This is a genomic window from Empedobacter stercoris, from assembly GCF_025244765.1.
GTDB classification, from domain to species: domain Bacteria; phylum Bacteroidota; class Bacteroidia; order Flavobacteriales; family Weeksellaceae; genus Empedobacter; species Empedobacter stercoris.
Genome location: NZ_CP104209.1, coordinates 2,256,026 through 2,275,423 on the forward strand (window position 1 = coordinate 2,256,026; position 19,398 = coordinate 2,275,423).

The 19,398-nt window shown below is 31.9% G+C and carries 20 protein-coding genes, 7 tRNA genes and 1 riboswitch; of the genes, 12 read left to right on the plus strand and 15 right to left on the minus strand.

Annotation, left to right across the window (positions count from 1 at the left end; translation table 11 throughout):
* The first annotated feature begins 2 nt into the window (after window positions 1–2).
* Together NZD85_RS10675 and NZD85_RS10680 are read left to right on the plus strand one after the other, a co-directional pair.
* A complete protein-coding gene (locus NZD85_RS10675) occupies window positions 3–1,811 on the plus strand; it encodes a TonB-dependent receptor (RefSeq protein WP_260541775.1) in 1,809 nt (602 codons plus the stop codon).
* Window positions 1,812–1,815: 4 nt separating this feature from the next.
* Window positions 1,816–2,892: a DUF5074 domain-containing protein gene (locus tag NZD85_RS10680; RefSeq protein ID WP_260541777.1), complete on the plus strand. Its 1,077-nt coding sequence runs from the start codon at window positions 1,816–1,818 to the stop codon at window positions 2,890–2,892.
* A gap of 32 nt (window positions 2,893–2,924) precedes the next feature.
* Here the strand turns inward: NZD85_RS10680 and NZD85_RS10685 are convergent, their stop codons facing one another.
* A complete protein-coding gene (locus tag NZD85_RS10685) occupies window positions 2,925–3,830 on the minus strand; it encodes an EamA family transporter (protein ID WP_260541779.1) in 906 nt (301 codons plus the stop codon).
* Window positions 3,831–3,908: 78 nt separating this feature from the next.
* On the opposite strand from NZD85_RS10685, the gene NZD85_RS10690 reads away from it, so the two are divergent.
* Window positions 3,909–4,349 carry a nucleoside deaminase gene (locus NZD85_RS10690; RefSeq protein WP_171623044.1) on the plus strand — a complete coding sequence of 147 codons (441 nt, stop codon included), beginning with the start codon at window positions 3,909–3,911 and terminating at the stop codon, window positions 4,347–4,349.
* On the opposite strand, the gene NZD85_RS10695 is transcribed toward NZD85_RS10690, so the two are convergent.
* Complete coding sequence (locus NZD85_RS10695; RefSeq protein WP_260541781.1) at window positions 4,346–5,092, minus strand: alpha/beta fold hydrolase; 747 nt, start codon at window positions 5,090–5,092, stop codon at window positions 4,346–4,348. The two genes, NZD85_RS10690 and NZD85_RS10695, sit on opposite strands and share 4 nt — an antisense overlap.
* A 47-nt stretch (window positions 5,093–5,139) precedes the next feature.
* Here NZD85_RS10695 and NZD85_RS10700 point away from each other — a divergent pair, with 47 nt between their 5' ends.
* The 3 genes from NZD85_RS10700 (at window position 5,140) to NZD85_RS10710 (ending at window position 7,752) form a co-directional block, all read left to right on the plus strand.
* Complete coding sequence (locus NZD85_RS10700; RefSeq protein ID WP_260541783.1) at window positions 5,140–5,619, plus strand: hypothetical protein; 480 nt, start codon at window positions 5,140–5,142, stop codon at window positions 5,617–5,619.
* 27 nt (window positions 5,620–5,646) lie between these two features.
* A complete protein-coding gene (locus NZD85_RS10705) occupies window positions 5,647–6,228 on the plus strand; it encodes a hypothetical protein (RefSeq protein WP_260541784.1) in 582 nt (193 codons plus the stop codon).
* A 90-nt stretch (window positions 6,229–6,318) separates the two neighbouring features.
* A complete protein-coding gene (locus NZD85_RS10710) occupies window positions 6,319–7,752 on the plus strand; it encodes a M28 family peptidase (protein ID WP_225532418.1) in 1,434 nt (477 codons plus the stop codon).
* 40 nt (window positions 7,753–7,792) lie between these two features.
* Here the strand turns inward: NZD85_RS10710 and NZD85_RS10715 are convergent, their stop codons facing one another.
* Together NZD85_RS10715 and NZD85_RS10720 are read right to left on the minus strand one after the other, a co-directional pair.
* On the minus strand, window positions 7,793–9,169 hold the full coding sequence (locus NZD85_RS10715) for a tryptophanase (protein WP_171623048.1): 1,377 nt from the start codon (window positions 9,167–9,169) through the stop codon (window positions 7,793–7,795).
* Window positions 9,170–9,287: 118 nt separating this feature from the next.
* Complete coding sequence (locus NZD85_RS10720) at window positions 9,288–9,701, minus strand: acyl-CoA thioesterase (RefSeq protein WP_171623049.1); 414 nt, start codon at window positions 9,699–9,701, stop codon at window positions 9,288–9,290.
* Window positions 9,702–9,784: 83 nt separating this feature from the next.
* Window positions 9,785–9,931: riboswitch (adenosylcobalamin (AdoCbl) riboswitch) on the minus strand.
* A 112-nt stretch (window positions 9,932–10,043) separates the two neighbouring features.
* On the opposite strand from NZD85_RS10720, the gene NZD85_RS10725 reads away from it, so the two are divergent.
* From NZD85_RS10725 to NZD85_RS10735, 3 genes are all read left to right on the plus strand, one after another.
* Window positions 10,044–11,207 (plus strand): LOG family protein, encoded by a 1,164-nt coding sequence (locus NZD85_RS10725; protein ID WP_171623050.1) that lies wholly within the window; start codon window positions 10,044–10,046, stop codon window positions 11,205–11,207.
* Window positions 11,208–11,353: 146 nt separating this feature from the next.
* Window positions 11,354–11,426, plus strand: a tRNA-Met gene (locus NZD85_RS10730).
* Between the two features lie 6 nt (window positions 11,427–11,432).
* Window positions 11,433–11,505: transfer RNA gene (locus NZD85_RS10735), tRNA-Met, on the plus strand.
* Between the two features lie 240 nt (window positions 11,506–11,745).
* Here the strand turns inward: NZD85_RS10735 and NZD85_RS10740 are convergent.
* Genes NZD85_RS10740 through NZD85_RS10755 form a run of 4 tightly spaced genes read right to left on the minus strand, consistent with a single transcriptional unit; the run spans window position 11,746 to window position 13,343 of the window.
* A complete protein-coding gene (locus NZD85_RS10740; protein WP_225541425.1) occupies window positions 11,746–11,952 on the minus strand; it encodes a hypothetical protein in 207 nt (68 codons plus the stop codon).
* The gene (locus NZD85_RS10745; RefSeq protein ID WP_225541426.1) at window positions 11,942–12,505 is read right to left on the minus strand and encodes a hypothetical protein; all 564 of its coding nucleotides are present in this window, start codon (window positions 12,503–12,505) and stop codon (window positions 11,942–11,944) included. Before NZD85_RS10745 ends, NZD85_RS10740 begins: the two co-directional genes overlap by 11 nt.
* Before the next feature lie 6 nt (window positions 12,506–12,511).
* Window positions 12,512–12,937: a hypothetical protein gene (locus NZD85_RS10750; protein WP_225541427.1), complete on the minus strand. Its 426-nt coding sequence runs from the start codon at window positions 12,935–12,937 to the stop codon at window positions 12,512–12,514.
* A 7-nt stretch (window positions 12,938–12,944) separates the two neighbouring features.
* Window positions 12,945–13,343 carry a hypothetical protein gene (locus tag NZD85_RS10755; RefSeq protein ID WP_225541428.1) on the minus strand — a complete coding sequence of 133 codons (399 nt, stop codon included), beginning with the start codon at window positions 13,341–13,343 and terminating at the stop codon, window positions 12,945–12,947.
* A gap of 490 nt (window positions 13,344–13,833) precedes the next feature.
* Between NZD85_RS10755 and NZD85_RS10760 the strand changes: the two genes are divergently transcribed.
* Window positions 13,834–14,472 carry a suppressor of fused domain protein gene (locus NZD85_RS10760; RefSeq protein ID WP_260541785.1) on the plus strand — a complete coding sequence of 213 codons (639 nt, stop codon included), beginning with the start codon at window positions 13,834–13,836 and terminating at the stop codon, window positions 14,470–14,472.
* A gap of 235 nt (window positions 14,473–14,707) precedes the next feature.
* Window positions 14,708–15,064, plus strand: coding sequence for a thioredoxin (gene trxA / locus NZD85_RS10765; protein ID WP_317619454.1), 357 nt, complete (start codon window positions 14,708–14,710; stop codon window positions 15,062–15,064).
* Between the two features lie 74 nt (window positions 15,065–15,138).
* On the opposite strand, the gene NZD85_RS10770 is transcribed toward trxA, so the two are convergent.
* Window positions 15,139–16,566 carry an amino acid permease gene (locus tag NZD85_RS10770; RefSeq protein WP_396127061.1) on the minus strand — a complete coding sequence of 476 codons (1,428 nt, stop codon included), beginning with the start codon at window positions 16,564–16,566 and terminating at the stop codon, window positions 15,139–15,141.
* Window positions 16,567–16,713: 147 nt separating this feature from the next.
* Between NZD85_RS10770 and NZD85_RS10775 the strand changes: the two genes are divergently transcribed.
* Window positions 16,714–17,616, plus strand: coding sequence for a ketopantoate reductase family protein (locus tag NZD85_RS10775; protein ID WP_260541787.1), 903 nt, complete (start codon window positions 16,714–16,716; stop codon window positions 17,614–17,616).
* A gap of 37 nt (window positions 17,617–17,653) precedes the next feature.
* On the opposite strand, the gene NZD85_RS10780 is transcribed toward NZD85_RS10775, so the two are convergent.
* From NZD85_RS10780 to trpB, 6 genes are all read right to left on the minus strand, one after another.
* Window positions 17,654–17,728, minus strand: a tRNA-Pro gene (locus NZD85_RS10780).
* Between the two features lie 24 nt (window positions 17,729–17,752).
* Window positions 17,753–17,836: transfer RNA gene (locus NZD85_RS10785), tRNA-Ser, on the minus strand.
* 22 nt (window positions 17,837–17,858) lie between these two features.
* Window positions 17,859–17,932 (minus strand) — tRNA-Arg (locus tag NZD85_RS10790).
* Between the two features lie 24 nt (window positions 17,933–17,956).
* Window positions 17,957–18,031: transfer RNA gene (locus tag NZD85_RS10795), tRNA-Pro, on the minus strand.
* Between the two features lie 47 nt (window positions 18,032–18,078).
* Window positions 18,079–18,153: transfer RNA gene (locus tag NZD85_RS10800), tRNA-Pro, on the minus strand.
* A 60-nt stretch (window positions 18,154–18,213) separates the two neighbouring features.
* Window positions 18,214–19,398, minus strand: coding sequence for a tryptophan synthase subunit beta (gene trpB, locus NZD85_RS10805; protein WP_225541431.1), 1,185 nt, complete (start codon window positions 19,396–19,398; stop codon window positions 18,214–18,216).

The following is a 19,398-nucleotide window of genomic DNA, read 5'->3' on the forward strand; positions in this document are numbered from 1 at the left end:
ATATGAAAAAATTTTTTCTTTGTTTTAATTTGATTGCAGGAATTGCTTTCGCACAGACAGATACCATTAGTTTGAAGCCTTTGATTATGAATGATGTTTTTCTCAAAAATCATTATAAATCGCAAAGTGTAATCAAACTCAATGATAGTATTTTAGAGCAAAATCCGAATCAACTTACCCAAGTTTTGCAAGCGCAAACACCGCTGTATTTTAAAGAAAATGGTAGAGGAATGGTTTCTTCTCCCTCTTTTCGTGGAACTTTGGCTTCGCACACCGCTGTTGTTTGGAATGGAATTAATGTTAATTCGCAAACAACTGGACAAACTGATTTTAATTTATTTACGAGCAATTCTTTTGACGGAATGATTGTAAAACCTGGTGGCGGAAGTATCGCATATGGAACAGGGGCAATAGGTGGAACAATTCACTTGCTGAATAAGACTGAATACAATAAAGGTCTTAATCAAAAAATAAGTTTGGGTTATGGAAGTTTTGATACATGGTCTGGAAAATATAAACTCAACTATAGTACAGAAAAATTAAGTTCTTCTTTAGCTTATGTAAGAAGTCAATCGGATAACGATTATTCGATTCCAAATTTTATGAAGAAGAACTTGAACGGAAAATATTATTTCAATACGATAAATGCCAATTTTGGGTATAAAATCGATTCGAAAAATGAATTAAAACTATATTCGATGTTTAATTTTGGTAGCCGAGAATTTCCATTGGTTGATATAGGTTCTACGCCTTCGGGTTACGACAATAACGATTATCGTGTGATGACGGAATGGAATTTTAATCCAACTGAAACGTGGCAATCGCAATTAAAGTTGGCTTATGTAAGAGAAGAAAGTAGTTTTTTCAACAACATTCACCATACATATTCTGACGATTTAGAGGTTGATAATTATGTATTGAAATATTATTTGAATCATCAATTGACATCTAATTTTGAAGTAGCGATTTCATCCGAAGCAAATTATAATCAAGGAAGTGGAAATAATTTGAGCAAAAGTGATCAAAATTCACTCAATTTTGCGTTGATTGCAAAACATAAATTATCGGATCATTTTGCGTATGAAGCGAGTGTTCGCCAAGATTTTTCTAACCAATATCAAAATCCTTTTATTTATTCTTTAGGCTTCAATTATCGTCCTATCAATTCCTATCAATTAAGAGGAAATATTTCGAAAAATTTCAGAAATCCAACCTACAATGATTTGTTTTGGAAAACGGGAGGAAATCCAGATTTGAAATCAGAATCGGCTTATCAATTCGAAATTGGGAATGATTTTATCAGTAAAAATTTAAACATTCAAACCAATATTTTTTACAATAAATTGAGTGATATGATTCAATGGATTCCGAGTCAATCGAACTCTTCGTATTGGATTCCTCGAAATGTTAACCGAGCCGAAACATATGGTTTTGAATTGATAGGAGATTACAAATGGAATGCTTTTACATTTAATACAACTTACGGATTCACAAGAACAAAAGACAAATCGAAAAACAAAGAACTAATGTATTCGCCTCGTCACAAATGGACGTCAAGTGCACAATATACGTACAAACAGTTATCTGCTTTTGTTCAAAACAGTTACACAAGTAAAGTCTTTTCTGATTCGGAAGAAGAAAAAATAATTGATAATTTTTGGGTAACTAATTTAGGGTTAAGTTATACGATTTCACCACTTTATAGCGTTTTTATTAGAGTGAATAATGTGTTTAATCAACATTACCAAACACAAGAAAACCGTTGGCAACCAGGCATAAATTATACTTTACAAATACAAATAAAATTTTAAAACTATGATAAAATTTAAATCTATTGCGTTTATCGCTTTAGCTGGAGTTTTTTTACAATCGTGTTCAAATGATGATGATGGACCAAGCAACGACCCTGAAAATGGGAACTATTCGAAGGGAGTTTTTGTTTTGAACGAAGGAAATATGAACTCGTCTAATTCGGATATTACTTATTTTGATCCAACTAAAGATGTAAGTACAACAAATCCAATTCAAGATATTTTCAAAACTGCAAATGCAGGGGCTCAATTAGGATCAGTTGGACAAAGTATTTTTTTTAAAGGAAATAAAGCATATATCGTTGTTAATGCATCGAATAAAGTAGAAATTGTTGATCATACAACGTTTAAAAAGGTAAGTACGATTCCTTCTTCTTCAACAATGAACAATCCTCGTTACGTGGTTGCTGATAATGATTTCTTGTATATTTCTAATTGGGGAGATCCAGCTGTTTCTACTGATGATTTTATTGCAAAATATAAGATGAGTGATTTATCTTTTGTTGAAAAATATTCGGTGGATGAAGGTCCAGAAAAGATGATTCTTGAAAATGGAAAATTGTACGTTGCACAAAAAGGAGGTTGGGGAATTGGTAAAACAGTTTCAATTATTGACCTTAAAACATCAGATAGAAAAACAGTTAATGTTGGAGAAGTTCCGACTGATTTAACGATTCAGAACGGAAATTTATATGTGCTTTCGCAAGGTGTTTCTTGGGGGACACCATCAAAAGGGAAATTAGTTCGATACAATCTTGCAAGTGAAGACAAATTAGAAATGAATTTCCCTGAAGGAGAACATCCAGATTTCTTGGTCGCGAAAAATAATAAATTGTATTATATTTTGAATAATTCTGTTTATTCAATGGCTTTAAATGCAACAAATTTACCAACGAAAGCAGACTATATTACAGGTGCAGATAATGTGTATGGATTTAATGTAGAAGGCGATACGTTCTATATTTTAGATGCAAAAGATTTCAAATCAAGTGGTCGTTTGTTAATTCAGAATGCGCAAGGAGGTCTTAAGCATCCAGCGATTACAACAGGTGTTGGACCAAATTCTGTTTACATCAAATAGTTACTTCTTTATAGTAATAAAAAATCCGAAAGCTAAGCTTCGGATTTTTTTATGTTTTTTAATTTAAAAATTGTTTTCGAATTGAAAACGATAATTGCTAAAAGAATTAGACTATAACCAATCATTTGCATTGGAGATACAACTTCATTATAATAAAAAATTGCCAAAGCGAAATTCATAATTGGATTCAAGTAAATTAAAATGCCGACCGTAGAGGAATCGATTCCTTTCAAAGCAAAATTATTCAAGAACATAGGAATAATTGTGAATAACACAACAATCATCAGAATGCATTGGTAAAAAATTGTTTCGGTCGGAATAGGTCCTGAAAAAATGAAAACCAACGGCAACATCAAAATTGCAACGATTAATAATTGGGTCATTAAAAGATTGAAACTATCGAAAACATTCAAACTTCGTTGAATAATAATATATAATGCAAAAGTACAAGCTACAATTAAGCTATAAACTAAGTCTAATAAATGACCTATAGAAAGGATTAAGCACGCTAAAAGACTAATTCCAACAGCAATCCATTTTATTTTGGTCAAATGTTCTTTCAGAATGATAAAAGCTAATACGGTGGTTATAATTGGACAAACCAAGTAAGAAAGCGAGGCTGCTTGTACGCTAATATGATTCATCACGATGATAAACATCAACCAATTAGTCATTAAAATTACAGAACCACCAACAATTAAGCTTCCTAATTTTTTTTGTTTCTTTTTGTCAAAAGATTTGAACAAATTCCAGTCAGCTTTCATTTTACTTCGTCTAAAACCAACGTTTATTAGCACTAAAAAGAAAACCGAAACGTATAATCTAAAAAATAGAATATCCAAAGGAGGATAATCCGCAATAGGTTTTAAACCAAAACTAAAAAAGCCCCAAATAAAGTAAGTTATAATGGCTGCGATGATATATTTTGATTGATTCATAATTGGAGTCTTCAATTTGTGCAAATGTATCGAATATCCAAGTTGGAAATGATTAATTTTGCGTTTAAATTTAATCAAATGGAAAATCTTTTTACCGACGAATATTTTATGCGAATAGCCTTTAACGAAGCTGTAACAGCTTTCGAAAGAGACGAAATTCCAGTTGGAGCTGTCATTGTTTGCAACAATAAAATTATAGCAAAAGCACATAATTTAACCGAAACGTTAACCGATGTTACGGCTCATGCCGAAATGCAAGCGATAACTTCTGCAGCGAATTATTTGGGTGGAAAATATTTACAAGATTGTACTTTATACGTTACTTTAGAACCTTGTGTGATGTGTGGTGGCGCTTTGTATTGGAGTCAAATCTCGAAAGTTGTGTATGGTGCTTCTGATGATAAAAGAGGTTTTAAAGCAAAGATTGGAGAGCTACATCCAAAAACTGAAATCGTAGCTGGAGTTATGGAAGATGAATGTAGCCAATTGATGAAAGAGTTTTTTATGCGAAAACGCTAAATTGATTTTAAGAGTGATAAAACTTCTTCATAATTTTCGATAAAAGCCATGTGTCCACCATCTAATTTAGAAAGATGAATAGTTGGTAAATCAGGTATTCGTGTTAGAAATAGTTCAGGATTAACTGTTTCATCATTTAAACCGACCATAATATAAATTTCACCTTTAAAATCGTATAAAATTGAAGAACGATCTGGTCGCTCTCGCATTCCTTTCAAAGCCGCACAAACACCTTCGATAGAGGTTGTTAAAGCTATTTCTTTTACAAATTTTAAATCCTCTCTAAATTTATCTCGATGATGAGCGGCAAATAAAGAGGGCATACTAAAATTAACCAATGTGTTAAAATTTCTTTTCGCTGTATTACATGCTTTCAATCGTTGATTTTTCTTAGCTTCATCATCCGCTAATGTAGAAGAATTAATCAAAACGATATTCTCTGTTCGTTCAGGAAAAAGTTCAGCCAAAGCACAAGTTACATAACCACCCATCGAATGCCCAACAAAAGTTGCTTGTTCAATTTTTAGCTCATCTAAAACAGCAATCACTTCTTCTGCCATTTCTTCCATAGTGTTCACTTCACCAATGTTTTCAGAATTTCCATGACCGGGTAAATCAATTGTAATGATTTGGAAATGTTCTATCAAATCATTTTTTAATCGATTCCATATTTTATGATTTTCTAAAAAACCATGTAAAAAGACAATTGCTTTTCCGTCTCCATTATTTTCGTAAAACAACATAAGTTTGGTTCAGAATTTGTAATTTGTTAAAATACAAATTTACAATAATGAAAAAATATACTCCTATTATCCTCCTATCATTAGCTATTGCTGCTATTGTTTTTTATTGCATGACTAAAAATGAACCTATTAAAGTGGGACAACCTGTCCAGAAAGAAGGGAAAAATAGTTCTTTTGTAAAAGAAATTGCATTAAGAATTCCAGAAATTTCAGATCATTCAGAATTAAAACTTATGAATGGAAAAGGCGATTTTGAGATAGAAAAACATGCAAATGAAAATCAAATATTTAGTTTTCGTAATGATTCTTCTCAATCAGTATTTATTCAAATTATTCCACAAAATAATCAAGCAAATATTCGAATCAACCAAATTATTTCACCTAATAACGAAAGTGATGGACCTTTTGGAAAAGAAATCAATTATGATTTGACAGAAAAAGGTTTGTACCAAATTAGAATTGGAGAAAGTTTAATGCAAGGAGATCCTTTTGAAGGAAATTATACCTTGAAATTGCAGTTAAAATAGTTACTTTTACAACAGAATTTTGCTGTTATGAAATGGAATTTTATTGCTTTTATTGCTTTATTGTGTTTTTATAGTTGTGATGACAAATCTACGCCGACAATTTATCCAAGCAAAATAGGGATTGATTCGGCATACAAGGATTTAGCTAAACAAGATAAACCAATTGTAGAGGATATGATGAAAGAGGAAGAAAAAACTCTAAAAAACTCTAATAAAATAGTTGAAAAACCGAGCCGAAAAACTATTTCAAATACGGATAAAATTGTTCCGTTAAGTCTCAATAATACAACCGAAGATTTGGTTATTAGTTATGCAAAAGCAAATGCAGAACCTACTAAAGTAGCGGGTCAAACGAATACATTTACGTTTAATTCGGATTCAGCCAAAAAAGTTTGGATTAAAGTATCAGCACAAGATTCAATGGCTAATATTCGGATTAATCATATCAAAGGACCTGCAGATTCTATAAAAGGAGGACCTTTCGGAAAAGAAACGATTTTCGAGTTACCTGCACGTGGTGTTTATCAATTTTCTATTTCAGAAAAGCCTACAAATGCAAAACCTTATGCTGGACAGTATAAAGTTGAATTGAAATTATTGTGGAAGTAATGATCTATCTTTCAAAATAAAATAAAAATTTTAGTTAATTTTTATCAATTATTTTCCAAAACATTTTTAAGTTTATGGAAATACTCACACATGAAATCGAAATTATTATTCTCACTTGGCTTAATTACTGCAACTATGAGTTTATCAGCTCAAACGAATGAACAAATTTTAACGTTGATAAATAACGAAGTAAAACAAAATTCGGAGGCTTATCAACAATTAAAAAAAGCAACCGAAACGATTGGGCATCGTGCAACAGGAACAGAAAATGGAAAGAAAGCAGAAGAATATGCTGCAAATTTATTGCGTTCTTATGGTTATGATATTGTTTTTCAGGAATTTACTTTTAATGGGTGGAATCGTAAGAGTTTAGATCTTAAAGTTAATCATCAATCAATCGAAGCGGTTGCGTTAGCACATTCGCCTGCAAAAGTCAAACTTTCTGGTGAATTGATTGATTTGGGAAATGGTCTACAAGATGATTACAAACAAATTGGTGATCAAGTAAAAGGTAAAATTGTTTTCGCTGCACTTGGTTTATTAGAAGGGACACCAAAAGAAGTTGAGAATCTGCATCGCTCCGAAAAAACTGCTTTAGCAGAAAAATATGGAGCAAAAGGAATTATTTTGTTTAATCGTGCTCCAGGAGAAATTTTATTAACAGGTACTGCTTCGGTTACGGGAGAAATTATCAAGATTCCTGCACTTAATATCAGTTTAGAAGCCGGATTGAAAATCAAAGAAAATTTAAAGAAAGGAAAGGAAGTTGCAAAAATAGAAATGAAAAATGATGTTGGACAAATGAAAGGTCGCAACATTATTGCCACGAAAATTGGAACTAAATATCCAGACGAAAAAATTGTTTTAGGAGGTCATTTAGATAGTTGGGATTTAGCTACGGGAGCTATAGATAATGGAGTGGGAAGTTTTTCTGTGATTGATGTAGCAAGAACGTTCAAAAAACTTCAATTGAAAAATGAGCGAACAATAGAGTTTGTTCTATTTATGGGAGAAGAAGTTGGATTGATTGGTTCTAAACATTATGTGAATCAAGCAATGAAAGATGGTTCAATTCATCAAATAAAAGTGATGTCAAATATGGATATGACAACTAATCCAAAATCCTATTATTCGACAATGGAAAGCAGTTTGCCAATTTTATCAGCATATGCGAAAGATGTCCAAAAAGTAATTCCAGATTTTAAATCGAGTACATATGTAAGTATCGGTTTACATTCGGATCATCAGCCTTTTATGTTACAAGGTGTGCCAATTATAGGTTTGTCAGATAGTCAATTTACAAAAGGTGCTTTAGATTGTTACCACGCCAATTGTGATACGTTTGATTATGTAGAAGAAGTTGGCTTAAAAAATAATGTCATTTTAGAAACCTATTTGTTATACCAATTAAGTAATCTTGATCAAATACCTTCTAATCATTGGTCTGAACTTGAAATAAAAGAAGCTTTAATCAAAGGAAATTTAAAAACTCCACTTCGTATTTCAGGCGATTGGAGATGGTAATATCAAAAAAATCCTTCAGAATTTCTGAAGGATTTTTTGTTTATTTCTTTTTTAATTTAACGGTAAAATGTCGTAAGATTTCTGATTCCCACGAAATTTCATAACCTGAATTAATCTCATTTCGGCGATCGAAAATATTCTTCAATGCTACTGCGATATAATCCATGTGACTTTGGAAATAAGTACGCCTTGGAATGGCTAAACGCAACAATTCTAACTTTGGATAACGATTTTCTCTTGTTTCAGGATCACGATCAGCCAAAATAGTTCCAATTTCTACACCTCGAATTCCAGCTTCCTTATACAATTCAATTCCTAAAGTTTGTGCAGGGAATTCTTCGCGCGGGACGTTTGGCAAGAATTTTACAGCATCTACAAAAATAGCATGTCCTCCAATTGGCTGTTGAATCGGAATTCCATATTCGATTAATTTATTTCCTAAATATTCGATCTGTTTGATACGAGATTGTAAGTACGAATATTCTGTTGATTCTTGTAAACCTTGTGCTAAGGCAGCTAAATCGCGTCCAGCTAATCCTCCATAACTTAAATATCCTTCGTATATAATTCCAAAATTTCCACAAATTTTATATAGCTCTTCGTTATTCAGTGCAATAAATCCACCGATATTTACCAAACCATCTTTTTTTGCAGACATCGTCATTCCATCCCCAAAAGAAAACATTTCCAAAACAATTTCTTTAATTGTTTTCTGCTTAAATTCTTCTTCTCTTTCTTTGATGAAGTATGCATTTTCAGCGAAACGAGCACCGTCAAAAAAGACAGGAATTTCATACTGATTAGATAGTTCACGTACTTGACGAATGTTCTCCATAGATACAGGTTGACCACCAGAAGAATTACACGTTACCGTGATTAAAGTAAATGGAATTTTTTCTTTGCCATATTCTTTGTAGACATTTTCAAGCTTTTGTAAATCGATATTTCCTTTGAATGGATGAATCAATTCGCTATCAAATGCTTCGTCAATTGTACAATCAATGGCATGTGCTTTTCTAAATTCAATGTGTCCTTTTGTTGTGTCAAAATGTGAATTTCCAGGAACCACATGACCTTCTTTAACAAGTGCCGAAAATAATACATTTTCCGCTGCACGACCTTGATGAGTAGGTAAAAGAAATTTGAAACCTGTAATTGTATTGATTGTTTCTTTTAGTTTCAAGAATGATTGAGAACCTGCGTAACTTTCGTCTCCAGTCATCATCTCAGACCACTGTTTATCCGACATAGCTCCAGTTCCTGAATCGGTTAATAGATCGATAAATACTTTATGGCTTTCAAGATTAAATAGGTTGTAGTCTTTTTCTTCGATCCACTTTTCGCGCTCTTCTGGAGTAGATTGATAAATTTCTTCGACCATTTTTATACGAAATGGTTCGGCAAAAGGTAATTTCATTTTTTTGTGTTTAGTGTAAAACTAAGAAACCTTAAGAATATTATCAATTATATAATTAAAAACGAAAAAAAATCCTTTATCTCTTAGATAAAGGATTTTAGCTTTTTATAGTTCGTTGTTAGTCAATAACAGGAACTGGTCTTTTGTTTTCGTTAATAGCAACTAACGTAAATGTTCCAGTAATCGCTTTTTCGCGGCCATCTCTGTACATACTTTCGATGAATATATCAATTTGTACATCCAAACTTGTACGACCAACACGAACAACTTTACCAACCATTTCGACAATAGTTCCGGCAGGAATAGAATGTTTAAAATCAATTTTATCACTACTTACTGTAACAATAGGTTTACGACAAAAACGAGTTGCTGTCATAAAAGCAATTTCATCCATCAGATACATGACTGATCCGCCAAACATGGTGTTGTGATGGTTTGTATCTCCTGGAAAAACAGCTTTGAAAATACGAGTTTCAGAATTGATGATACGTTGTTCGATCAACTCTTCTCTTGGGGTTTTTTCCACTTCCATTATCATAATATTACACGTTACTTTTTCTTAAAATTAATTTTGTGACAATGTTTTTGTGGTGTTTTAATAATTTCATAGAACATAATTTTTGAACCTTTTTCGCGAAAGTTTATTATAAATTAAAATTTCAAAATTGGCATTCTGGCTTATCAAATTTGTTGATTTACAGTTGCGCGACAGCTCGTGAGTTACACACGATTTCCCTATATTTTGAAATGAAACAAGGTGCAAAGATAGATGAGAAAAATGAAATTTTTATATTTATTGGATCGAATTCGTTGGTTTGGAATAATTCGTGTAAATTCATTTTCTCAATTTTTTTAATCATTTTAAAAGAAACCAATGAAAATTAAACCAATAAAAGACTTAGTTCATAATATTAATGAGTGGGAAGAATTAGTTGCTCAAACCAAAGATTTAACAAATAAAGTTATTCAGGATATTAATTTTATTCGTCACGAGATCAATTGGGAAGAATATAATTTGTGTAATACTTCTTTCTTGGGATGTAAGTTTAGACAACATCATGCAATTCATTTAATAGAGCGCGGAGCTTTTATATATCCAAAGTTTGAAGCTGTTCCTTATAATCCTTATCGAGGAAAATTATACACATGGCAAGAGTTGATGGAAGGTTACGATCCAAATAATGACCAAAGTATTGATCTAAAAATCTATAAACATTTCAAAAAACATAAATATAATCCTTCTGTTTCTGAAGCTTTAGCTCAACGTTTGCATGATTTATCAATTGATGATGGTTTGCGAAGAATCTTAGAGTATGATGATGAGGGAATGACAAAACGAAAAGTCGTTGGGTTTATGGGCGGACATTCTACAGCGCGCAATTCAGAGTTCTATAATGAAACAGCGAAAGCCGCAAAATTAGCAACATCGAAAGGATATTTTGTAGTTTCTGGGGGAGGTCCAGGGATTATGGAAGCTGCAAATTTAGGAGCTTATATGGCAAATTATTCAGACGAAGATCTAATGAATGCAATTCATATTTTAGCAGATTTAGATTTTGTAGATGAAAATAAAACAGAGTATTTAGCCAAGAATTATATGACAAATGCTAAGAAAGTTTTGGATCTTTACCCAAATGGTGCTGAAAGTTTAGCTATTCCAACTTGGTTTTACGGACACGAGCCAAGTAATTTGTTTGCAACAAATATTGCAAAGTATTTTTCGAATAGTATTCGTGAAGATATGTTGTTAACCATTAGTTTGTTCGGATTGGTTTATGCGCCAGGAAGTGCAGGAACTACTCAAGAAATTTTTCAGGAAGCAGCGCAAAACCATTACGGAACATCAGGGTATTACAGTCCAATGATATTTTTGAGCAAAAAAAGGTATGTAGAAGATACTTCGATTTATTCTGTATTGCATCAATTATCAACAGGAAGACCTTATAAAGACTTATTATTTTTGACAGATTCGTCTGATTTAGCGATTGATTTTATTGAAAAGCATCCACCAATCAAAGTAGATAAAAAAAATAATTAAAATATTTTTAATTATTTTTAAGTAATTAAAGTGTTGTTAGATAAATATTTAAATCTTGTTTTCTTTAGATTTTTCTGAATAAAATAAAATAAATTGGAATAATATTTGGTATTTTAAATAATGAACGTATATTTGCAGTCCAATAACGCGAGATGGAGCAGTAGGTAGCTCGTCGGGCTCATAACCCGAAGGTCACAGGTTCGAGTCCTGTTCTCGCTACTAAATCGCGAGGTGGAGCAGTAGGTAGCTCGTCGGGCTCATAACCCGAAGGTCATCGGTTCGAGTCCGGTCCTCGCTACTACAAAGAGAGTTTCTAACAAGAAACTCTCTTTTTTTATATCTTAACTTCTCGAATTAATTTGGATAAACTATTTTTGTATGATGAATGTAGAAGAATATAAAAAACAATATAACGCTAAACAGCAAAAACTGAATAGCGTTTTTATCATTTGTAAACAATAGTTAAAAGCATGCATTTTTTAACCCATTTTTACACCTATTTTTATATCGTTTTTTACGATGGATTTTTGACAAGAATTTAATAGTTTTCACCTTCCTGCATTTTTATTTTTTTCCCATTTCTAAAATTAAAAACTTCGCCTGTCTTTTTATCTAATACCAAAGGATATTTATTATTAAAAACATATCTTTCATTACTGTTATTTTTTATTAAATAATAAGTAAAACAAAACAACAAAGCAATTATTATTGCAGTTGCAGAATATATTATTTCTTTATTTTTCATCATCAAATTCAGTTATATTATTACAGATATCTCCATAAGAACTAAAATCACCATCCCAAATAGTAAGGTATTCTAATTCATCTACTTCTTTTCCATTTTTATCAAAAATTTTAGCAGTCATTTCTAAAGGAACTGGATATTTATAATTATTTTGATAACCATAATCATCAATATTATTCGAGTAGTAAAAGACTTGATTGTAAATAAAAAATTGATTGTTTTTTAAATTCTCAAAATGAGTAGAAATAACAATTAATTTATTATAACCATTTGTTCCTTTTACTTCTAACGATTGATTAATAAAATCCCAATCAGTGTTTAGATTAAACTGTTTTCTAAAACCATTTATATATATTTTTTTTGATTTTTCATCTCGGTTTTCAAAACCATCTTTTTTACTAATAAATTTTTCATTGATAGAATAATTATCACTATACCAATTATTAATATCATTTAATTGAATTAATTCAATTTCTATTTCATTATTATTGCTTGAATCTCCACAAGCTATTAAAATAAAAAAGCAAGTAACAATAAGTAAAATTTTCTTCATATTTATTTAATTTACAGTCGAATTAAGTTTCTTTTTATCAGTTAAAAATTTACATCCTATAATAAAACTCGATAATGAACCTATAATTGTTGCATAATTCCCTAACAATCTGTAAAATACTGGTAGTTTTTGAATTTCATAATAATAACTACCCAAAATAAAAAAAATTATAAAACATACAGATATTAAACCCATTATTATTCTACCTTTTTGACCTATAGAAATTTTCATTACTACATAAGTGTAAATAAAACCTTTTATAAATGGCATTACATAATTCCCTAATAAAATTTCTAATGATTGTGGTGATATTTTTTCTATAAATAGAATATCTAAAAAAGAAATTAATAAAAAAACAACTCCTCCCAATATTAATGCAAGAATATAGCGTAATATTCTCTGTACTATCCATATATCATTATTACTATTCATAATTTATTTAACTTACTTTAAAACCCTTTTCTTCTAACAAAGAACAAAATTTATCATATACATTATCTTTATTAGCCACAATGAACAACCAATTAATTATACAACAAATTAGTATTACAAAAACTATAATATACCTATCAATGAATTCAAGATATTTTTGACTATGAGAAACTTCTTCAATACTTTTCTCCAAAAAATAATCTACAAGTATGTTGAAAGAAACTATAAACAATGCGATAAAAATAGCACGTAACCAAAAATTTACATAAGGCAACACTTTTATATTGTTATTGTTTTTTTTTATTTTAAATTTACTCTTTTCAAATTCATACTTATACCATTTTTTATCCTCTAATGATTCAATTTCATTATACATAATATCATCCAATTTGTCAACATTATTCATAATTAGCGTTTTATAATATTTTTTTTTAAAAAGTTCGTTTTATAATATAGAAGATCCGGTACACATCATTTAGATTAATCGTAAAATCTTCACATTTAGGATTTCTCGAATGCAAAGTCAATTTTCCATTATAAGGATTATAACCTACAATATCTTTATGATAGATATTATTTTTTGTCATCAAGAATCCTCATTTATATTATCACCTTCTATAATGAGTTTTTTTCTTTTCTTGAATATTACGAAATAGTACAAAAGTAACCAAAACGTAACTCAGTAAAAATAGGAAAAATTACCTATTCAATAATAGTTTATGATCAAAAAATATTTTTCTAAAATCGTAAAAGATCAAAGAAAAGTATAAAGAAGTCATAAGTACTTGGTAAAACATTTTGTGCTCTTCAAAACGACTACAAAGAGAGTTTCTAACAAGAAACTCTCTTTTTTTATATCTTAACTTCTCGAATTAATTTGGATAAACTATTTTTGTATGATGAATGTAGAAGAATATAAAAAACAATATAAATCAGATCAGGCTGTTGGTGCGATTGCAATCGAAAATCGTTTAAAAGAAGTCTATGGAACTTTAGAACCAAGATTTTATTCGCCACAAGTAATGTCGTTTCAAGGTGGAGATGATCCAATTGATGGAGTGGCTGTATTTGATGTGAACGGTTATTATCATTTGGTGAGCTATGGAATGTCGCATTTATATTATTCGGAAGAAAGTGTAGGAGCAGAATTTAGTAAATGGGGATTTGAATTTTCGTTTCGTGTAAAACCTGTAAAAGATGACAATGGAGAAGATCCTTTCTGGGTAGTTCAGCTGATGAATAACTTGGGTCGATTTGTCAATGAAACTAAAGTTTGGTTTGATGAATATCAATATTTACCATTAGGAGGTCCTATTCGAACAGATACGGACACGGATATTGTTGGTTTAGCTTTTATAAAAGATGATGATTTAAATGAGATAAACACACCTCACGGTAAAGTGACTTTTTTACAAATGGTTGGTTTAAATTCAGATCAATTGAAAAGACTAGAAGCGAATTCAACAAAAGAAGAAATAATGTCAGTGCTAACTGAAATAAAGTCAGTTAATCCAAAATTTGTTTGCGAATTGTAACAATTAATTTTCAAATAGAGCTATTTACGTAAGCTTATTTCTTAAATTTTGTTAAATGTAATAAACAGATTATCAATATATTAAAATTGGTATTTGATTTGATTATACTAAAGCGTTAGTAGCACTAATAGTAGAATAAATTTTTCATAGGTTAGGTTAATAATTAGTAAAGCTAATTATGAGGCACTCTTTCGGGAGTGCTTTTTTTAGAATATTTATAGAAAAAAATATCACAATGTTTAGAAATTTATTCAATCGAAATAAAGAGAAACCAAATAACGAACAAGAATCAAAAACAATGACTTTCGAAGAAATTATTAATTCAGATAAACCCGTTCTTTTAGACTTTTTTGCGACTTGGTGTGGACCTTGTCAAATGATGGGACCTGTGTTGCAGCAAGTAAAAGAGGAATTGGGAGATGATGTCAAAATTCTAAAAGTGGATGTTGATAAATATCAAGATTTAGCGGCACGTTATCAAGTGCAAGGTGTTCCGACTTTTGCTATTTTCAAGAATAGCGAATTGCTTTGGAAAGAAAGTGGTGCGCGACCAAAAGAACAATTGGTTGAGGTGATTAAAAAGTATATTTAAAATAGGTTTGCTTTGCAGCCAAAGTCGATTAAAAAATCCGCTTATTGAGCGGATTTTTTTTGTGTTTATAAATTTTATTTCTTTTTATTTGATTTTACAATTCGATAAGAAATGTATAGAAAGATTAACCATATTGGAATTAATTCTACCGAAATTTTAAGTCCAGTAAACCACATGATGATTAAAATACCAAATAAGAAAATTAAACAAAGGTAATTGCTTATCGGGTACAGAAGCGAAGGGAATAATGTTTTTACGTTTTCTATATCTTTCTGTTTTCGATATTTAAGGTGTGTTATCGAGATCATAATCCAGTTGATAACTAATGTTGAAACAACTAATGACATTAGAATATGAAAAGCATCTTCTGGAATTACTTTGTTGATGAAAATACAAATTGCTGCAAAAATAGAAGATACTGCAATGGCCATCACTGGAACGTGATTTTTATTTAATTTCTTCAAAAATTTTGGCGCATTTCCCTGTTCAGCCAAACCGTATAACATTCTACTATTACTATAAACAGAGCTGTTATAAACTGATAAAGCAGCAGTTAGAACGATAACATTTAGCGCATTAGCGATTAATCTTGAAAAATCAATTGTATGACCAAAAAGATCGAGTTTTAAGTGATTTAAGTTTTGAAAAACCATTACAAATGGACTACTTTTATCTGTAATTGTTTCCCAAGGAGCCAAAGAAAATAAGATAATTAATGCCCCTACATAAAAAATTAAGATTCGATAAATAACTTGATTCGTTGCTTTTGGAATTGTTTTTTCTGGATTTTTAGCTTCTGCAGCTGTGATTCCAATTAATTCCAAGCCTCCAAAAGAGAACATAATTAGAGCCATAGCGGCTAATAATCCGCTGAAACCACCTTCACTATTCCCAGAGAGCCATCCTTTTGGAAAGAAACCTCCGTTGTTCCAAAGATTTTGAACAGTCGCTTGTTCGCCTCCAGTTCCACTAATTAATAAGTATGCTCCGAAAATAATCATTGCGATAATGGCAACAACTTTAATGATTGAAAACCAAAATTCGGCTTCACCAAACATTTTAACTGAGCCTAAATTCAACGCATTGATAACGATAAAAAAGAATAAACTTGAAGCCCATAAAGGAATTTCGGGCCACCAGAATTGCACATAAATTCCGATTGCTGTCAATTCAGACATACTTACTAAAACGTAAAGAATCCAATAATTCCAACCAGAAGCAAATCCAGCAAATGAACCCCAATATTTATAAGCAAAATGGCTAAAACTTCCAGAAACAGGCTCGTTAACCACCATTTCTCCTAATTGTCGCATGATAAAAAAGGCTATAATTCCAGCGATTGCATATCCTAAAATAACAGATGGTCCAGCTAGAACTGCAGCTGGTCCAATCCCTAAAAATAGACCAGTTCCAATTGCACCTCCTAAAGCGATTAATTGAATATGTCGGTTTGTAAGACCTCTTTGCAATTCTTTTTCTTCGGTATTTTTTATTTGACTCACGTGTGATGTATTAATTTGTTAAATATATGTAAAAAGTATTTTTAAAAAGAACATTTTAAAGAATTGTCTTGTTTAGATTAATATTCAATAATCGTTGAATTAGGTTAATTAAATATATTTTACATTTATCCTTAAAATAACAAAAAGATGAAATCAATTTATTTTTTAGGACTTGGTGCATTAGGTGCAAAATATGCGGCAAGTTTTTATGATTATAATTCAGAGAATGTAAAAATAATCGTTAATCAAGATCGTAAAGAAAAGTACGCAGCTGAAGGGGTGTTTGTGAATGAAAAAAGATATAATTTTGATTATATCACAGGGATAGAAAATGAAATTTATCCTGATTTTATTTTTGTTGCTGTAAAAAGTAATCAACTAAAAGAGGCGATTGTTGATTTAATACCTTTTGTAGGAGAAAACACATTGATTATTAGTTTGTTGAATGGAATATCTTCTGAACGAATTTTAGCTGATACCTTTGGTTGGGACAAAGTGATTAATGCTGTGGCGTATATGGATGCTGTGAAAGTTGAAAATCGGGTAACATACGGAAGTATTGGTAAGATTATTTTTGGACATATTGAGAATAAGTTTCAAGAACGTTTACATTCGTTGAGTGAGTATATGAATGGTGCAAAAATTCCAAATATGGTAACGGATGAAATTCAAGATGCGCAATGGGCGAAGTATTTGGTTAATGTTGTTGCGAATCAATTAACGTTCTTATTGGAGTTTCCGTACGGGGCATTCAAAACAAATCAACATCTTGATAAATTGATGGATTTACTATCGGAAGAAGTTATTGCAGTAGGAAATGCACATGGTGTACAGATTGGGGATAAGGAAGTAGATCGAATGAAAGCGACTCTAAAAATAGTCGATGAGCAAGGGAAAACATCAATGTTGCAAGATCGTGAAGCAAAACGATATTCTGAAGTTGATGAATTTTCTGGTGAAATAATTGCGTTAGGAAAACAATATGGAATTTCAACACCTTATAATGAGTTGGTGTACAATATGGTAAAAGCAATTGAGGAAGCGTATTAAAATAAAAAAAACCTTTGTAGTTCTACAAAGGTTTTTGTCGGGGTGGCAGGATTCGAACCTGCGACCTCCTGCTCCCAAAGCAGGCGCGATGACCGGGCTACGCTACACCCCGATTTGGTCATCAAATGAAATAAAGCGGAGAGACAGGGACTCGAACCCTGGCATCGGTTACCCGATGACAGATTAGCAATCTGCTCCATTACCGCTCTGGCACCTCTCCTAATTTATTTCAAATAAATTTGTGATCCAGTCAGGATTCGAACCTGAGACCTACTGCTTAGAAGGCAGTTGCTCTATCCAGCTGAGCTACTGGACCGATCCAAAAATTCGTTGAATTTTGTCGGGGTGGCAGGATTCGAACCTGCGACCTCCTGCTCCCAAAGCAGGCGCGATGACCGGGCTACGCTACACCCCGATTCGGTCTTCTTATCGTTAATGAAATCTTTTCGGATGAAAATTTTGTCGGGGTGGCAGGATTCGAACCTGCGACCTCCTGCTCCCAAAGCAGGCGCGATGACCGGGCTACGCTACACCCCGATAGATTTCATTATCGTGGGTGCAAATGTAAGGTGATTTTTGAAAATTAACCAAATATTTTTAAGAATATTTTTCGGAAACTTTCATATAGGTTTCTAAATCCTTGTCCCCTCGACCCGAAAGGTTCAGAACCACAATGTCTTGCGGTTTAAAATTAATTTTCTCTAAAGCCGCTAAAGCATGCGAAGATTCTAAAGCAGGGATGATTCCTTCCTCTTTTGTCAGCATAAAAGCTGCTTTTAAGGCTTCATCATCGGTTGCATTTAAGAATTCTGCGCGACCAGTTTTGAACAAATGCGCATGTAATGGTCCAACTCCAGGATAATCTAATCCAGCAGAAATAGAATAGGGCTCTACAATTTGACCGTCCTTATCTTGCATCAATAACGTACGGCTACCGTGTATAATACCTTCTGTACCTTTGATTGTTGTCGCAGCAGTTTCTCCAGATTCTACACCTAATCCAGCAGCTTCCACAGCAATTAATTTCACCTCTTCGTTATTTAAAAAATGAAAAAAAGCTCCAGCAGCATTACTTCCTCCTCCTACACAAGCAATCACATAATCAGGGTTTTCTTTTCCATATTTTTCTTTCATTTGCGCTTTAATCTCTTCTGAAATAATTGCTTGAAATTTCGTAACCATAGCCGGATATGGGTGAGGTCCAACAACAGAACCAATGATATAAAATGTTTCTGGATGATTAATCCAATAACGAATCGCTTCGTTTGTCGCATCTTTCAAAGTTTTACTTCCAGAAGTTGCGGGAATTACTTGTGCACCCAACATTTTCATACGTGCAACATTAGGTGCTTGACGAGCAATGTCTACTTCACCCATAAAAACGATACATTCTAATCCCATCAACGCACAAACCGTTGCCGTTGCAACACCATGCTGTCCCGCTCCTGTTTCGGCAATAATTTTGGTTTTACCCATTCGTTTTGCTAAAAGCGCTTGACCAATCGCATTGTTGATTTTATGTGCTCCTGTGTGATTTAAATCCTCACGTTTCAGTAAGATGTTTGCCTTGTGTTTTTTCGAAAGATTTGGCGCGTAATACAATGGACTTGGACGTCCAACGTAATCTTTTAATAACAAATTAAACTCATCTTTAAATTCTTTTGTATCTGCATAATCTTCTAAAGCTTGTGATAATTCTTCACAATTATGATGCAATAATTCTGGAATAAAAGCTCCTCCAAATTCACCATAAAACCCTCTTTCGTCAACTTCGTATTTCAT

Coding starts and splice junctions, on each gene's coding strand:
- NZD85_RS10675 (WP_260541775.1), top strand. CDS start 3: ATGAAAAAATTTTTTCTTTGTTTTAATTTGATTGCAGGAATTGCTTTC.
- NZD85_RS10680 (WP_260541777.1), top strand. CDS start 1,816: ATGATAAAATTTAAATCTATTGCGTTTATCGCTTTAGCTGGAGTTTTT.
- NZD85_RS10685 (WP_260541779.1), bottom strand. CDS start 3,830: ATGAATCAATCAAAATATATCATCGCAGCCATTATAACTTACTTTATT.
- NZD85_RS10690 (WP_171623044.1), top strand. CDS start 3,909: ATGGAAAATCTTTTTACCGACGAATATTTTATGCGAATAGCCTTTAAC.
- NZD85_RS10695 (WP_260541781.1), bottom strand. CDS start 5,092: ATGTTGTTTTACGAAAATAATGGAGACGGAAAAGCAATTGTCTTTTTA.
- NZD85_RS10700 (WP_260541783.1), top strand. CDS start 5,140: ATGAAAAAATATACTCCTATTATCCTCCTATCATTAGCTATTGCTGCT.
- NZD85_RS10705 (WP_260541784.1), top strand. CDS start 5,647: ATGAAATGGAATTTTATTGCTTTTATTGCTTTATTGTGTTTTTATAGT.
- NZD85_RS10710 (WP_225532418.1), top strand. CDS start 6,319: ATGAAATCGAAATTATTATTCTCACTTGGCTTAATTACTGCAACTATG.
- NZD85_RS10715 (WP_171623048.1), bottom strand. CDS start 9,169: ATGAAATTACCTTTTGCCGAACCATTTCGTATAAAAATGGTCGAAGAA.
- NZD85_RS10720 (WP_171623049.1), bottom strand. CDS start 9,701: ATGGAAGTGGAAAAAACCCCAAGAGAAGAGTTGATCGAACAACGTATC.
- NZD85_RS10725 (WP_171623050.1), top strand. CDS start 10,044: ATGAAAATTAAACCAATAAAAGACTTAGTTCATAATATTAATGAGTGG.
- NZD85_RS10740 (WP_225541425.1), bottom strand. CDS start 11,952: ATGAAAAATAAAGAAATAATATATTCTGCAACTGCAATAATAATTGCT.
- NZD85_RS10745 (WP_225541426.1), bottom strand. CDS start 12,505: ATGAAGAAAATTTTACTTATTGTTACTTGCTTTTTTATTTTAATAGCT.
- NZD85_RS10750 (WP_225541427.1), bottom strand. CDS start 12,937: ATGAATAGTAATAATGATATATGGATAGTACAGAGAATATTACGCTAT.
- NZD85_RS10755 (WP_225541428.1), bottom strand. CDS start 13,343: ATGAATAATGTTGACAAATTGGATGATATTATGTATAATGAAATTGAA.
- NZD85_RS10760 (WP_260541785.1), top strand. CDS start 13,834: ATGATGAATGTAGAAGAATATAAAAAACAATATAAATCAGATCAGGCT.
- trxA (WP_317619454.1), top strand. CDS start 14,708: ATGTTTAGAAATTTATTCAATCGAAATAAAGAGAAACCAAATAACGAA.
- NZD85_RS10775 (WP_260541787.1), top strand. CDS start 16,714: ATGAAATCAATTTATTTTTTAGGACTTGGTGCATTAGGTGCAAAATAT.
- trpB (WP_225541431.1), bottom strand. CDS start 19,398: ATGAAATACGAAGTTGACGAAAGAGGGTTTTATGGTGAATTTGGAGGA.